A 15,794-nucleotide genomic window follows, 5' to 3' on the forward strand; every position below is an offset into this window, starting at 1 on the left:
ACGCTCCTTTTCTAGCTTCACTCTTCCATGAAACCTACTTTGATGGAAAAGTGACGGTCTTTTTTGGTGTCACTCATCCATGAAGAGGCGTTTCATGGACAAGTGACACCTTTTTTCTACTCCACTCTTCCGCTAACGGTCATTCCTCAGTAGAGTGGCACCAATTTGCAAACAAAATAGATAAAAAAACTCATTCTTAATCCTGATGAAGAGATCATCAAAATTAAGAATGAGTTTTAGGCTAAGCATTTCCCTTAGCTGTCTTTAAATGGTTATTTCTTTACTCAAGGCAATAATCGTATCCACAGATTCATCTAAATATTGAATCGTATCTGATAAAGGCTTATCAGTAGTGATGTCTACACCTGCCATTTTAGCAGCTGGCGCTGGACGATACTGATCTCCAAGAGCTAAAAATTCTAACCACTCTTTTACAGCTGGCTGTCCTTCTTCTTTAATCCGTAAGAATACTTGAGTTGCAATCGTTAACCCTGCAGAATAGGTGTATGAATACAGTCCCATGTAGTAATGGCTTTGACGCATCCAGGTTAATTCTGCCCCTTGATTGATCTCAACAGCATCTCCCCAGAATTGGTTCAATACAGAGCGTTTGATGTCGCTTAATTTAGCTGCATCAAAACTTTTCCCTTCATCGATCAATTGATAAACTTCACGTTGATAAGCGGCTTCCAATAAATGAGTGATAAAGTTATGGAAGTAAGTGTTTGAGATCATATTTGATAAAGCATAACGTTTTTCACGCGGATCTTCGCTTTTGCGTTGTAACGATTCAGTCAACAATAATTCATTGAATGTCGATGGCGCTTCTATCAAATAAAGAGACGGTTCTGCCCCCAAAATACTGTTATTTTCAGCAGAAAGGATTCCTTGTCCAGCATGTCCTATTTCATGGATGAACGTGTACACATCTGATAGTTGATTATTCCATGACATCAAGATATAAGGGTGTTTGCCATATGGAGACGTGCAGAATCCTCCAGTTGATTTCCCTTTATTTTGAACAAAGTCTACCCAGCGTTCTGGATAAGCTTTCATAACACGGTCAACATAATCTTTTCCTAGGACACTCAAGGCATCTGCCACAACTTCTTTTGACTGTTCCACTGTAATCGTTGACGAATAATCAGCATCTAAATCAATTTTTAAGTCGGCGTAAGTCATCTTGTCCAGCCCATTAATTTCTTTAACGTGGGTAATGTATTTTTGCATAACTGGAGCTAGATCATTCATAATGCGATCGATTTGACGATTGTATAATTCACGATCGACTTCTTGGTCGTACAAAAGATAGTCGATGACAGAATCGAAACCACGCATCGTAGCAATCGTTTTTTCTTTTTGCACTTGTGTGTAATAAGCAGCTGCCACAACATTTTGATAATCACTCAGGACTGCTGAAAACTGGTCAAATGCAGCACGTCGAATAGCTGTATCCGCATGGTACATATAATGATCTTCGTACAAAACAAAACTTAATGGGTAATCTTTTCCTGCTACACTAAATGTTCCAAAATCCATATCCGCCAAACGAGCTTGCTCATAAATGGCTTCAGGCGCTCCAAGAACAGGCGAAAGTTGAGCTAGTGCTTTTTCAACTTTCGGGTCCAGCTGAATCGATTTATCTTCTTTAATGTGACGGATAAAAGAAGCAAATTGTGGCTCTTCTGTTTCGACTTGGTCTAAAACAGCTGTATCTGCTGCTTTTAATTCTGAATCAAAAAAAGATAACTGTGCGCCTACTTCTGCTAACACATTGTCCATTGAACGAGATAACTCAGTATTTGCGGGATTTGTTAAATCAGTTGTGGCTGGCAAAAAGGCATAATGGTTCGTCCAGTCAGCTGTCTGCATAATAGATTCATATTCTTTTAAAGCCGCACGGATAGTTTGGGCATTTGTTAATTTACCTTCATACGTTGTGCTGAACTGTGCAACAGCTGCTTTCAGTTCTGCTACTGCTGTTTCGAATGCTTCTTTCGTTGGGTATAAACCCGTAAGATCCCAGGTTAATGCTTCAGAGACATCTGCTCTATTTTTCAATTCTTCTTGTGCCATTTTATCGCGCTCCTTTATCCAATACTTTATTTACTTCGTTTATTAGAATTACCCATCTAGTATAACACTACTCATTTATCGGTTGCCAAATTTATTTACCCTAGACAAAAAAGACCCAGTAGTGCTGAGTCTGATTTTGTGTATCCTTTACTTTTCTGCGTTCATCCGAGCAATCTCAATGACAACTTGAGCAGCTTGCTCCATACCTTCTAACGAAACAAACTCATACTTACCGTGTAAATTTTCAGCTCCAGTAAAGATATTTGGAGTTGGCAATCCTTTATAGGTAATAATACTGCCATCTGTCCCACCTCTAAAAGCTTTTACATCTGGTTCAATGCCCAATGATTTATAGGCATCTAAAGCTAACTCTACTATAGATAAGTCATTTTCAATAATATCGCGCATATTGTAATACTGATCGTATAACTTCAAGTCAATACGTGGTTGATCAAATTTTTCATTGAACTGATCAACCAATGATATGAAGTGCTGTTTCCGTTTTTCAAAAGTTATCTTATCATGATCCCGAATAATGTAAGTTGCTTTGACTTCATCAATTGTTCCCACTTGACTTGAAAGCATGTAGAACCCTTGATACCCTTCTGTTTTTTCAGGTACTTCTTCTTGTGGCAACGCTGTGGCAAATTGAGCAGCAACTAATAACGCATTAACCATACTGTCTTTAGCTGTTCCAGGATGCACGCTTGTTCCTTTAATTGTCAGTTCTGCTTGAGCTGCATTAAACGTTTCGTATTCGAATTTCCCAACTACTCCGCTATCTAATGTGTAAGCAAAATCAGCTTGAAAATGGGCGACATCAAATAGCAATGCACCTCGGCCAATTTCTTCATCTGGTCCAAAAGCAACCCGTATTTTTCCATGCGGAAGTTCTGGATGCTGGATAAATTCTTCCAACGCTGTAACGATAGAAGCCATTCCCGCTTTATCATCTGCTCCCAATAAGGTTGTTCCATCTGTTGTGATCACGGTTTTCCCCACATAATTCGCTAGTTGTGGGAATTCAGTTGTGGACATGACAATACCTAATTTTTCATTAAGCAAAATATCTTGGCCATCATAATTCGTGTGGACTTGTGGTTGAATATTTTCTGCATTAAAATCGGCCGTATCGATATGAGCAATAAATCCAATAGTTGGAACTTCATGCGGCAAATTACTCGACAATGTGGCTGTTACAAATCCATTTTTTTCGTTAAATTCGACTTCTTCCAATCCTATTTCTTGCAATTCTTCAGCTAATTTTAAAGCAAATTCAACTTGTGAATAGGTGGTTGGAACGGTCTGACTATTCATATCAGACCGTGTATTGACTTTAGCATATTTGACGAATCGTTCGAGTAAGCGTTCATTCATTTTTTATTCTCCTATTCTTCAATATAAGCATTGCGGTAATCATAACGTGAACTTACAGAATGAACTTCAACACCTTTTAATTTTGGATTGCGCAAATGCACTTCTGCTGTATGGTATAAAGGAATGAACCCTTTTTCATCTAACATAAGACCTTGAGCATCCAACATATTTTGCCAACGGATTTCTGGATCATTCGCATTGACTGTTTCTGCATCATTTAACAATTGATCGACTTCTTCATTTTTATATGGTCCATTGTTGAAAGTCGTTTCGCTATTCATAATATCCAACAAGTTGATAGCATCTGGCAAAATGGCACCCCAACCGCCTAGAATCATATCAAAATCACCAGATTGCCCTTTTTCAATTCGGTTATTCTTCGGTACGTTTGTTAGATTAATGGTTAACCCTTCAAAGTTATTTTGTAGTTCCCCCTGAACATATTGTCCTACAAGCTTGCTTGTTTCATCATCATCTGCAACCAATGCAATTTCAATCGTAGCTGTCCCTAATTCTTCTTTTGCTTCTTCATAAAGTTGTTTGGCTTTTTCTTTATCATAGGTCAAAAAATCTCCTGCATCGTCTGCAAAATCATTTCCAGTAACAGGGTTTGTGACAAAATCATGTGGAACAAGTGCCTTTGCTGGAAGTGAACCATTTCCTAAGATCGTATTTGCTAATTCTTCACGGTTTAGTACCAAAGAGAAAGCTTCTCTCAATTTTGCATTAGAAAGCATTGGTACATCAGTGTAATTAAATTGCAGAAAATTTGTCCGAGCTTCTGGTTCAACTACATAAGCTTCATGATCTACATATTGTTTAGCAATTTCACCTGAAAGAATGGCATCGTCTAACCCACCAGACTCAAATAGATTCAGCGCTGTTGAAACCTCTTTGATCACTTGAATATCGATGCTCTCTAAAGTGATATTTTCTGCATCCCAGTAATCTTCATTTTTTTCATAACTCCAAGCTTGATTCGTTCCATCCCATCCAGTTAAAATAAAAGGCCCATTTGAAAGTGTTGTGTCGCTGCTTGTCCCATAGTCCGAACCCATTTCTTCTACAAATGTTTGATTTTGAGGGAAGAAAGGCATAAAGGCCATTTCACCTAAGAAATAAGAGACCGGTACATTTAACTGAACCTTAAATTCATAGTCTCCGACCGCTTCTACACCTAGTTCATCAGGTGTCATTTCTCCATTAATGATTTCTTCGGCATTTACCACAGAAGTAAACATATAAGAATATGGAGCAGCCTTTTCAGGATTGACAGCTTGTCTCCAAGCGTACACAAAGTCATGAGCCGTAACCGGTTCTCCATTTGACCATGTGGCATCTTCTTTAAGTTTAAAGGTATAGGTCAAACCATCTTCCGATACTATTGTTTCTTCGGCAAGAGCTGGAATCGGTTGGTTATTTTCATCTAATCGATAGAGCCCTTCTAAGTATTGATTCATTGCCGTATTCGTTCCGATATCCGATACCAACAATGTATCGCCAGTGGATAATTCATTTAATACTCCCACAGAGATACTTTGATCTGCTGCAAGGTTCTCCCCATTGCTTGATTCACCTGAACTCGTTGACTTTGCATCACCATTAGCTCCTCCACAAGCTGCAGTTAGTGCAGTGGTTAGTGTAAGTGCTACAGATAATACGCCTATTTTCCTTCTTTTCATGACTATACCCCCAAAAATTTAAAGTATGCTTATCTTAACACAATACACATTTATTTTTAACCTTTTTATCATTTATTATTCATAATCATTTGTAACAGGGCTAGCTAATCAAATTAAATTGTAACTATCAGGGGATGATTCCTCAGTCTCCCAATATAGAAACGTCTCAAGTAAATAAAAGTTGGATAGAGGAGCTTAAAAATATCCAGAAAAGAATACAATTCATGAGCCATATAACTAAATCGTATAAAAAAAGATTCTACGGCTTTTAAGCGATAGAGTCCTTTTGATTGGTAATTTATTTATTTGTATAATTCTGATAAATTGTAATTAATATAAATGAATAATATAAAAATGACCCCAAAAAGTTTAGATTTCACTCTAACTTTTGGGGGTCAGCATCTGTTTCCCAGTCTCTTGAAAAATTCTATTTAATTATTTTAACTCAGGATCATTTTCGATAATTTTTCTTCCATCTTTGATTATTTGGTCAACATCCGTATTTCTCAATTCTGTAGGTCTTGGGTTACTAAAAGGTTTTTCAGCCATGGCTTTTCCTTCTTCATACTTGAACGGTTGTCCATCTCTGGCAGTCTTTCCTTCAACAATTTCTCTAGACTCGTCACCTTCAGAGAAATTGTAAAGTGTATGGCTGAATTCCGAATGTTGTAAATCAGCTGTGCCATGAGGAACTACTACACCATATTTCTCTTCCAATTCTTTCGCTGCTTGCATAAATTGCAGTTGGTGTTGAGTCTCACGCGCCATTAAGAAGCTCAACATATCGCGAACTCCTTTATCCTCTGTCATATGGTATTGACGAGTAACTTGCAGTCGTCCCATAGATTCACGAGTAATATTGTAACGCATATCAGCTAGCAAGTTTCCACTTGACTCCATATATGCAGCTGTCCAAGGATTGCCATTGGCATCTTGAAGACTAGCACCTAAACCATTTACAATAGCATGTTGTGGATTCATACCTCCCATTACTGCGGCAATGGCAGGATCTCCACTGTTATAAACGTTCTCTTGGATATTTAAAGGGGCATCATCCAGAAGATGAGCAATCATCGTTGCGAGCATTTCAATGTGTCCAATCTCTTCTGTTCCCGTATCTAATAACAAGTCTTTGTACTTTTCGTTTCCAGGAGTACTTGTATTCCAACCTTGGAATAAATATGCAGCCATTCCGGTCATTTCACCCCAGTGCCCACCAAGATTTTCTTGCAACCGACGTGCCATTAAAGCATCTGGTTTATCAGGTAGAGCGTTATACTGTAAAATTTTCGTGTGCTTGAACATAAATTTCCCTCTTTCCAAAAAGTTTTTTAGTAATGAACTGTTAAGTTCACAAATAACGTAACACATTTATATAGCGTTTACAAAAAAACTGCTCAAGTCTTACTTTTTTTATAAATAGTTGATAATTCTATTTTAGTGCTGCTTGAAAGCATAAAAGATTAGCTGGATAAATAACGATTCATATTAAAAAGATTTCATGAACTAAACGGCTTGCAAGGAGAAATATCAAGTAAAAAATCACGATTTTTCATCCTTGCTAAATTCAATGCTTGTAACTACGGTCATTTACAAGACCATGATGGTGATTTAACTCCATACAGTGATACTCTAATCCTGATGTTACTAATCCACTTTTCCATAATCGCCTTTCTTTCATCACTCTAGTCATCCTTTCTAAGTTTTTCTTTTAATTTCTAAACCTATTAGATCACTAGTCTTTCAAAAATTTCTGGACAAAAATTATTTTTACGCTCACATAAATGACTGTCTCCATTAAATAGTGTATAGTCTTTCGTATACTTTAGAACAGAATCAAAACCGCTTATAGCAATCAAACTTATTGGGTGGTATACTGCTAGTTGCGTTAAAAATGAGTTGAATAAATTATTCTTTATTTTTTCAGTTTTTGAAAGGAGTTTTTTTCATTGAAAGATAGCCAATCTATGGAACAGCAACGTGTCTATACCGTTGTTGAAAAGATTCAACTTGAATTGGAGCAATTAAAAAAAACAGTTGAACAAGACAGTGCTGAACAAAAAAAACGTTTAAAAGAATCCGGTGAAATTAAGATCAACCAAGGCTCAAGTGAAAGCATGTGGGAATCAGCTGGAGAATTACGGGCAGTTGAACAAGATTTAATGATCCGTAGTAAAACATTGTTAAAAAACCAAAATCGAGTCGTAGCTTTAGAAAAAATGGTAGACGACCCTTACTTTGGACGAATTGATTATGAAGACGAATTCGGCCAAGAAACTATTTATATTGGTATCAGTTCTGTCTTTGATGAGTACGATCATTTAGTTGTCGATTGGCGTTCACCTATTGCTTCGCTCTATTATGAAGGCAATGTAGGCGACACGATTCCATTGAAAATTGGAGAACAACAATTAGCTCTTTTGATTGAGTTGAAACGTCAATTTTTAATTCGTAAAGCAAAAATCATTCAAATGTTGGATACAGATAACGTGATGGGCGATCCATACTTACTTGAAGCCTTAGAGGACCGATCCTCTTATCAAATGGGAGCTGTTATTTCAACGCTTCAAAAAGAACAAAATCAAATCGTTCGAGATATTTCTGCTAAAATCACTTTAATCGAAGGTGTTGCTGGATCTGGAAAGACCGTTGTATTGATGCAAAAAATTGCTTATCTGCTTTATACTTTCAGAAATCAATTAAAAGCATCTGAAATTATCTTGTTCTCACCCAATAAAATTTTCCAAACGTATATTTCACAAGTATTGCCAGAATTGGGCGAAATGAACGTTACTAGTTACACTTTCCCTGAATTCATGAATCAAAAAATCCCCAATTTTACCCTTATTTCTAATCAGGATGAAGAATTATCTAAAGTAACTTTACTAAAAGGAAGTCTTCAGTTTTCAGAGGCTTTAAAACAATATACAAATCAATTGAAGATGAACTACATGCGTTTTGCTTCTCTATCTTTTCAAGGTGAGATCCTTATTTCAAAAGAGGAGATCAAAGAACTCTTTTATCGTATTGAAAGCAAAGGTACTTTAGCCAGCAAATTAGGACTTCTTCAAACACAATTGTTACAAAAAATAGAACACCTCAAAAGAACACAACGAACCGCTAAATGGGTCGAAAATGCGATGCTTTCCATGTCGGACAGTGAGTTGCGTCAGCACGAAAGTGAATCGAAAAATGAGCAAAAAGCTGAAGAAACATTGATTGATTCAATTATTGAAGCGGCTTACTCACCAGTTATTAAAAGAATTAAAAAATTAACTTTTATTCGTTACCAACATCAATACATTCACTTCTTAAAAGCAGTACCTAAATTGCTTTCTTTAAGCGAATTTTCAATTGATGAAGAGATGTGGTCAGAACACATCCAACAAGTTGTAACGAACATGGCCCATAAAAAAATGGTGTTGGAAGACATAGATGCTTTTTATAGCTTATTCCAATTGATGCACGGTCCCATCAGTACCACTAAATTCAAGTATATTTGCCTAGATGAAGTACAAGATTTCTCTCCTTTCCAATTGCAGATGCTGAAAGATTTTTATCCAACGGCCAATTTTGTTATGAGTGGTGACTTAAATCAAAATATTTTGATGAAAAGAATCTCTTTTAACGATTTAGATACTATATTCACTGGAAACTCTTTTCAACGCTATCAGTTGTTAACGAGTTACCGTTCTACAAATGAGATCACTCAATTCGCGAATCGCTTTTTAGAAGGAAAAGCTGCTGCTGAGTCGCCTTTTCGTGAAGGAAAAAAACCAGAATTGATTTTAACAGCTAACAACGAGCATTATTGGGATTATATAAAAGAAAAAGTTTCTAGTAGCCAAATAAATGGCTTGCGTACATCTTTTATCAGCAAAAATTACGCCGAAGCTGAACGTTTCCATGAAGAGTTAACAACTGCTGGGATTGAGAGTAGTTTAGTACTAAAAGATACAGATAGCACTCATCATTCAGTTATTGTCATCCCTGTACAATTAGCTAAAGGGTTAGAATTTGATGTTGCTTTTGCACTTTTCCATTACCCAAATCATTCTCCCACTACTAATTTATCTACTGCTTACACCATTTGCAGTCGAGCTATGCATGAGTTATATGTTATGGCTCCTAGTCTTCAAGATCCATTAGTTAATCGACTTGAATCAGCTGATTACCACCTAGCTGATTTGAACTAAATAAAAAATGAGACCACTAAGCACAATGCTTGGTGGTCTCATTTTTTTAATTTTTAATTTAAATCAATTGAAATGACTTCAGTATCTTTTGTACCTCTTAGAGTGACTGTATCGGGTTGAATTTTTAAGACTACAATGTTTGGATCATCTTTTCCATCAAAAATAAGATTCATATACGGACTCCAAAGGTGTTCAATCAGTGATTGATCTTCAGTAATCGTAGCTTGACCTGCTATCTCAACATAGTTTTTGTTTAATAATCCTGTGTCATACCCTAATAAAATAAATACATGAGGATTCTTTTCTAAATCGTCTACTTTATGTGTCCGTTTATCGGTTATTGTGTGGAGAATAAATCCTTCATTAAAAAAAGTCATGTAACGAGATACTGGTTTATCATCTGAGACAGTAGACATTGTTCCAACTTTATTCTTTTCAATAATTTTTAAAGCTTTATCACGTTCATCAGCCATAATTGCATCCCTCCATTTTAAATTATTATGTCATATCACATGCCCTTATTCAAAGAATACGATTTCATCTACATTAAAGCCTATTCTTTTACACTATTTTCTAAATGTGACATACTTACCTCAGAAAGATAGTAAATAAAGAATCATACTTTAATAGGAGGAACTTAGGATGGATATTTCAAAATACCGCATCACCTCAAAACAAACACCCATTAAGTTAGCAGATTATCCTACAACTGACAATAACCGTTTCAGTGAAGAAGAATTAAAAAATAAACGGATTCCAGAAAGTATAAAAAAACTACAAGATCTTCATTTGAAACTTCATGCAGAAGAAGAAAAAGGCATTATGGTCGTTCTGCAAGCAATTGATGCTGGCGGTAAAGACGAAGCCATCAGTTTTATTTTTTCTAATTTAACTGCTCAAGGATTGAAGACTACTTCAGTAAAAAAACCCTCTGAAACAGAAGTTAAGCATGATTACCTTTGGAGAATTCATGAAGGAAAACCTTCAAGAGGAGAAATCAGTATTTTAAATCGTTCCTACTATGAAGAAGTTATCGCACCACGGATTCACGATGTATTGAATAAGGATCCCCTTCCCGATTACTTGATCGATGAAGACATTTGGAAAGTTCGCTTCCGTCAATTAAACGACTTTGAACGATATATGACAGAAAATGGGTTTCCAGTCATTAAATTCTTCTTCAATGTTTCAAAAGATGTACAAAAGGGTCGCCTACTAGAAAGAATGAAAGATCCTAAAAAGAACTGGGAATTTTCATTTAGTGATATCGAAGAAAGAAAACATTGGGATACCTATCAAGAAGTATTCGAAGATATGTTGAACAATACTTCCACAGATTATGCGCCATGGTATATCTTACCAGCTGATGACGATTGGTACGCACGCTACATCATTAGCGAAGTAATGATAAATGTACTCGAAAATCTTGACCCTCAATTTCCAGAAATTTCTGGAGAAGACCGTCAAAAACTTGATGAAAGTATTGAGTTGCTCGAAAATGACTAACCGATAACGACAGTAACAAATAAAAGGAACCTTTTGAGCTGACTGCCCATTAGGTTCCTTTTATTTCTCTATTATTCAGATTCGGATACTACTGTAAAGCGTTCATTAATGTGCGTTGCTTGTTCGATTTCATCTACGATAGCAATAGCAAAATCAGCATAACTAATATAACTTTGATTTTTTGAATTAACGATCACTTGATCTGTACCAGTTTGATAAGTACCCGTTCGTTTTCCTGTCGCATCAAAATCTAGTGCTGGACTGACGAAAGTCCATTTTATACCAGCAGCTTGTTCTAGATCCTCCAAGTTTTTTGCTTGGTTAATCGCTGTAGGCTGAAAAAATGTCGGTAAATCTGGCGTATCCATTACTCGTAGTGTTTTATCTTCATTCAGATACAAACTGCCTGCTCCACCTACAACAATCAATCTTGCATCAGGTGCTTCTTTTAAGGCTTCGATTAAAATTTTACCAAATTGTACATGTTTGACAGCTTCTTCTTGTTCCATTCCTGTGCCAAAAGCATTTACAATCACATCATATTTTTTTATATCTTCTGAGTTTAGTGTAAAAAAAGCTTTTTCTACTACCCTTATATCTTTATCGGCCATTTTTTCCGCATTTCTTACAATGGCCGTTACCTTATGGCCTCTATCTTTTGCTTCTTTAGCAATTAAGCTGCCTGCTCTTCCTGTTGCTCCAATAACGGCGACTTTCATTTCAATGACCCCCTTTAGTTTTGTTGCATTCTTTTTATCAGATTAACATACAGCGCTTTTTAATCAAAATTTCTCGTCTCAGATTTTATTTTTACAATTTCATTACAGCCTTTACAAAAATTACGTCTATTTGTCACGAAGTTGTGAACAACATGTGACAAATAGTGTTGCATTTCGTACACATTCATAGTAATATACTACTTGTAAACGAATTTCAGTTTCGTTAAGCACTTATAAATTAGTTTAATTATAAACAGGAGAGTGAAAAAATGATTACGTTATATACAACACCTAGCTCAGCTTCATGTCGTAAAGCAAAATCATGGTTAGAAGAAAATAACCTACCTTTTATTGAAAAAAATATTTTCAACGAAAGTTTAACTATTTCAGAACTGAAAGCAATTCTACGTCTGACAGAAAATGGAACAGAAGATATTATCTCATACCGTTCACAAGCCTTCCAAAATTTAAATGTGCCGATAGATGAATTTTCTTTATCTGAAGTATTGGAATTGATTCAAGAAGAACCAAGTCTGATTCGCCGACCTATCTTGATTGACGAAAAAAGATTGCAAATTGGTTTCAACGATGATGATATCCGTCGTTTTTTACCAAGAGAAGTGCGTCGTATTGATTTATTAGAAATGCAAAAACAACTTTCTCATATATCTTAAAATAAACTTTTACTTAGCAAGAAAAGCCCCCTTACTTATTCTTGTACAAGACTATTTTAAACATATACAAAAAACTAGATCATTGACGTCTTGTAACTAACGTCAATGATCTAGTTTTTTATTACTTTTATTTATCTAACTCAATAGTGTTGTGCAAGCTAAGCGGAGCTAATTTAAAACAGTTTTTTTACCCATTACTTCTGGCATATCTTTATAAATGAATTTTCCGCCATATGGTGCTTCTCCAGTAGTGTTCTTTTTGAAGTATCTTTCTGTAAAAACTTATTCCACTACCAGAATGCACTATTTAAATCATCATTCTTTTTTCCAATTCTTTCAAAACCTCTACTCGATAAAAAATAATCGTTATAACTAGCATTATTGTACTAAATCCAATAGATAGCCATGATGGTAAAGGAGTGGTTACCCAATTAAAAAAAAGAAATATGGCTGGTATAAAACCTATTAAGGCAGCACATAGCAAATATAAAATGTAATCTCCAACTTCTATTTTCACTAATCGGACTGCAATATACATAGCAACAAGTGCAAATATGCAAATCATTGGCACCGCATGAGTCGTTGACCAAGCTGACCAACCGCCTACGTAATCCCAATAAATACTTAGTAAGGATAAAGAAATAATCAAATAAACAATGCTTTTAGCAATATTTCGTCGCTTACGAATAATGATCAATAAAACCAACCACATGCTTACAATACCAAATGAAATGATGTTTAGACCCTTGGCTGAATGCAACCAGAACAATTCAATAATCAATGAAATACTGATAGTCGCAAGAGAAATAATCATCAATATCCGGATAACTTGTTCTTTGTTAAAACGTAATGGGATATCTGGATAAGGATTTGGTACAGGAGTGTCTGAAGATTTTTCTAATGGCTGATGACAAAGTGGACAAGTTAACCAATCGCCGTTAACTGTTACCTGACAATGTTGGCAATAACTCATATTTTTCACTCCTCACTATTAATCTCACTTATCTTGTTGGCTGATATGGTGACTGGTATTCCAAGAGCCGTTAGATCTCTAACAAATTGTTTAGTTATGGTTGTTTCAATAAATGGTGAATTTAAGCAGATTGATAAATGTTCGTGGTGACTAATGACACAAAACTGCGGTCTGACAGCAGATGTTTGAAAATAAAATTGGTGAACTTTTTCATCAATACCTTGAGGCAAATGTACCTTACCTAAGTTAGACATCGCAAATGTCAATCCTCGATTATTAAAATAATTGATCACTTTTAAAACAACATCCTTAATAGGACGGATAATTACTCTCGTGAAGGGATTAAACTCATAGGCTATCAAGTTGTTCAATCGTTTTTCTAAACTGTCTGGACTAAGCTGTTGTTGAAGCTGTTCTTTAAGCGTTCTGCAAATAATAGCTAAAGTTGTTTCCTCTGACGGATCATATGTGTATTCCAATCGCGTAGTGCTAAAAAAATTCCGTGCAGAGTTTGAATAATAAAATTGCCTTAAATTGACTGGAACCGATACCGCTATCGTCATTCCATTTTGTACAGCTGGATTTGTTTTTCGAATTGCTTCAATAAATAATGCTGTTAAATAAATAGTAAGTGAAGCCTCTTGTTCATGTGCTAATGCCAGTACAGGTTGAACTGGCATATCCAACTCAACAACATGAGTACGGTTATCAATGGTTCTCTTGCCTTTCACTTGATAAACTTTCTTTTTCTTCGCATTTTTCTGTTCGGGTGCTGTTTCATTTTGATTTTGAATAGCTTTTTTCCCATAACGCAATGCAAATTTCCCAACCGTCTTGCTGGCTCCTGTTAATTTTCGGATAGCAGATTGAGTCGCTTCAGCGTAACTGCGTTGGCCCTTATGGCGAAAATATTGAACAAAACTATCTGTATCCATCTGTTCGATAGGGTGCATTGAACGAGAATTTTCTTCATTTAGTTCAGCAGATGGATGAGCATACCGAAGTAAAACATATTCACTCAGTAAATCTTCAAAAAACCACAATGCTCCTGTTCCATCTGATAAAGCATGAAAAACTTCCAAATGAATTCGATTTTGATAATAGATTACTCGAAATAACAATTCTTTGCGATCATAGTGATACAATTGAGAACAAGGTGGTTGTTCGTCTAACATCACTTGTGGCTTAAGATTGCTTTCTTCTAAGTAATACCAAAATACGCCTCTACGCAGTACACTATGGTACAGCAGATAAGATTCGAACGTCTTATCTAGAGCTTGTTGCAAAAGTTCTGGATCAATTGAATCTTCCATAGTCGCACTTAAACGAAAAACTTTTGTATCAAAATCAGTCATTGCTGCAAGAAAAATATTGGACGCATTATCTAAGCGGACCCATGTTTTTCTTTTGGTTCTTTTCATTTTTCTCCTCCTTTCATTTGAATAAACCTTCAATAAATTAATTTAAAAATTCATTTATTGCTTGATAAGTAGCTATCACCGGGGCTGCAATTTTAGGATAAGTAATAAATCCATGCACAGCACCTCCAATACGTTGGATGACTACCTCATTTCCAGCTTCCTTTAAAGCTATACCATACATCTCTCCTTCATCACGTAAAGGATCAAATTCAGCCGTTATAATCAAGGTTTTAGGTTGGTGAGTTAAATCTTTTGCCATCAGCGGTGCAATATAAGGATTTTTACGGTTAGCTTTATTAGGTTCATACATTTCCATGTATTCCTGAACTTTTTTTGAAGTTAATCCATATTCATATCCATTCGTACGAATCGATTTAAAAGGCGAGTTTTTGGTATGGTCCCAGTAAGTTACGGGATACAGTAGTATTTGTTTAGTCGGAGTTTTTTTTCCTCTATCTCTCAATAATAAAGAAACAGCTGCAACCAAATTTCCTCCGGCTGAATCTCCAATCAATGTAATTTGTGATGCATCTAATAAACCACTTAATTCTAGTTGAGCCATTAATGTTTCTGCAACTTGGTAACAATCTTCCAGTCCTGATGGGTACGGAAATTCGGGCGCTAGACGGTAATCAACGGAATACACGACTCTTCCCGTTAAATCAGCCATATTAATACAAGCACTCGTATATGTATCAATGTCACCTATTACCCAACCGCCTCCATGAAAAAAAACTAGGACATCTTCATTCAATGGTTCCTTTGGGTAAAATATGCGGACTGGAATATCATGTGATTGATCCTCTGAATAAATTTTCTTATCCATTATTCGATAGTCTTTTTTAGGTTTTTTTGAAAATAGTTGTTGTGCTTTCCTTACCCAGATATAATCTTCTTGCATATTGATTTTTGGCGAAGATACGACCTTTAATATCAATCGAACGAATAGGTTCATGGTTTTTCCTTTCACATTGCAGATTGTTTTTATTTTAGCATGAGTTATTCAATTAGGATTGTCAAGCCAAACTATCCTTTCAACTATATATACCTTCTGAATACAAAGTTCTATTAAGAAAATTCGACTTTTTTCTATTCAAAGACTGCTATAATACTTATTTGACTATATAAAAAGAAAATCTAGGCTATTTTTCGTCCTAGACCTTCCGATAA

Annotated in this window: 12 protein-coding genes; 3 read left to right on the forward strand and 9 right to left on the reverse strand. The window is 35.7% G+C overall.

The annotated features are described in order from the left end of the window. Nucleotides 1-264: 264 nt before the first annotated feature. The 4 genes from pepF to CAR_RS10125 all read right to left on the reverse strand — a co-directional run bounded on the left by pepF (nucleotide 265) and on the right by CAR_RS10125 (nucleotide 6,440). Nucleotides 265-2,076 carry an oligoendopeptidase F gene (gene pepF / locus CAR_RS10110; protein WP_013711635.1) on the reverse strand — a complete coding sequence of 604 codons (1,812 nt, stop codon included), beginning with the start codon at nucleotides 2,074-2,076 and terminating at the stop codon, nucleotides 265-267. A 147-nt stretch (nucleotides 2,077-2,223) separates the two neighbouring features. Next, nucleotides 2,224-3,453: a peptidase T gene (pepT, locus tag CAR_RS10115; protein ID WP_041556588.1), complete on the reverse strand. Its 1,230-nt coding sequence runs from the start codon at nucleotides 3,451-3,453 to the stop codon at nucleotides 2,224-2,226. Between the two features lie 11 nt (nucleotides 3,454-3,464). Continuing rightward, nucleotides 3,465-5,135, reverse strand: a complete 1,671-nt coding sequence (locus CAR_RS10120; protein ID WP_013711637.1) for a peptide ABC transporter substrate-binding protein — start codon at nucleotides 5,133-5,135, stop codon at nucleotides 3,465-3,467. A 435-nt stretch (nucleotides 5,136-5,570) separates the two neighbouring features. Further along, nucleotides 5,571-6,440, reverse strand: a complete 870-nt coding sequence (locus CAR_RS10125) for a manganese catalase family protein (RefSeq protein WP_013711638.1) — start codon at nucleotides 6,438-6,440, stop codon at nucleotides 5,571-5,573. Between the two features lie 644 nt (nucleotides 6,441-7,084). Here CAR_RS10125 and helD point away from each other — a divergent pair. Beyond that, on the forward strand, nucleotides 7,085-9,331 hold the full coding sequence (gene helD / locus CAR_RS10130; RefSeq protein ID WP_148229422.1) for an RNA polymerase recycling motor HelD: 2,247 nt from the start codon (nucleotides 7,085-7,087) through the stop codon (nucleotides 9,329-9,331). A gap of 53 nt (nucleotides 9,332-9,384) precedes the next feature. Here helD and CAR_RS10135 read toward each other — a convergent pair whose 3' ends face one another. Beyond that, nucleotides 9,385-9,804, reverse strand: coding sequence for a pyridoxamine 5'-phosphate oxidase family protein (locus tag CAR_RS10135; protein ID WP_013711640.1), 420 nt, complete (start codon nucleotides 9,802-9,804; stop codon nucleotides 9,385-9,387). A 169-nt stretch (nucleotides 9,805-9,973) separates the two neighbouring features. Here CAR_RS10135 and CAR_RS10140 point away from each other — a divergent pair, with 169 nt between their 5' ends. After that, nucleotides 9,974-10,837 (forward strand): PPK2 family polyphosphate kinase, encoded by an 864-nt coding sequence (locus tag CAR_RS10140; RefSeq protein WP_013711641.1) that lies wholly within the window; start codon nucleotides 9,974-9,976, stop codon nucleotides 10,835-10,837. A 71-nt stretch (nucleotides 10,838-10,908) separates the two neighbouring features. Here the strand turns inward: CAR_RS10140 and CAR_RS10145 are convergent, their stop codons facing one another. Continuing rightward, the gene (locus CAR_RS10145) at nucleotides 10,909-11,556 is read right to left on the reverse strand and encodes an NAD(P)-dependent oxidoreductase (protein WP_013711642.1); all 648 of its coding nucleotides are present in this window, start codon (nucleotides 11,554-11,556) and stop codon (nucleotides 10,909-10,911) included. A 269-nt stretch (nucleotides 11,557-11,825) separates the two neighbouring features. Here CAR_RS10145 and spxA point away from each other — a divergent pair, with 269 nt between their 5' ends. Continuing rightward, nucleotides 11,826-12,230 (forward strand): transcriptional regulator SpxA, encoded by a 405-nt coding sequence (gene spxA / locus CAR_RS10150; RefSeq protein WP_013711643.1) that lies wholly within the window; start codon nucleotides 11,826-11,828, stop codon nucleotides 12,228-12,230. Between the two features lie 307 nt (nucleotides 12,231-12,537). Here spxA and CAR_RS10155 read toward each other — a convergent pair whose 3' ends face one another. The 3 genes from CAR_RS10155 to CAR_RS10165 are packed head-to-tail and all read right to left on the reverse strand — an operon-like array spanning nucleotide 12,538 to nucleotide 15,579. After that, entirely contained in the window at nucleotides 12,538-13,203 is a 666-nt protein-coding gene (locus CAR_RS10155) for a DUF6320 domain-containing protein (RefSeq protein WP_013711644.1), read from the reverse strand. 5 nt (nucleotides 13,204-13,208) lie between these two features. After that, nucleotides 13,209-14,624: an alcohol acetyltransferase gene (locus CAR_RS10160; RefSeq protein WP_013711645.1), complete on the reverse strand. Its 1,416-nt coding sequence runs from the start codon at nucleotides 14,622-14,624 to the stop codon at nucleotides 13,209-13,211. A 37-nt stretch (nucleotides 14,625-14,661) separates the two neighbouring features. Continuing rightward, nucleotides 14,662-15,579, reverse strand: a complete 918-nt coding sequence (locus CAR_RS10165; RefSeq protein ID WP_041556589.1) for an alpha/beta hydrolase — start codon at nucleotides 15,577-15,579, stop codon at nucleotides 14,662-14,664. Between the last annotated feature and the right edge of the window lie 215 nt (nucleotides 15,580-15,794).

It is taken from the genome of Carnobacterium sp. 17-4, assembly GCF_000195575.1.
Taxonomy (GTDB): domain Bacteria; phylum Bacillota; class Bacilli; order Lactobacillales; family Carnobacteriaceae; genus Carnobacterium_B.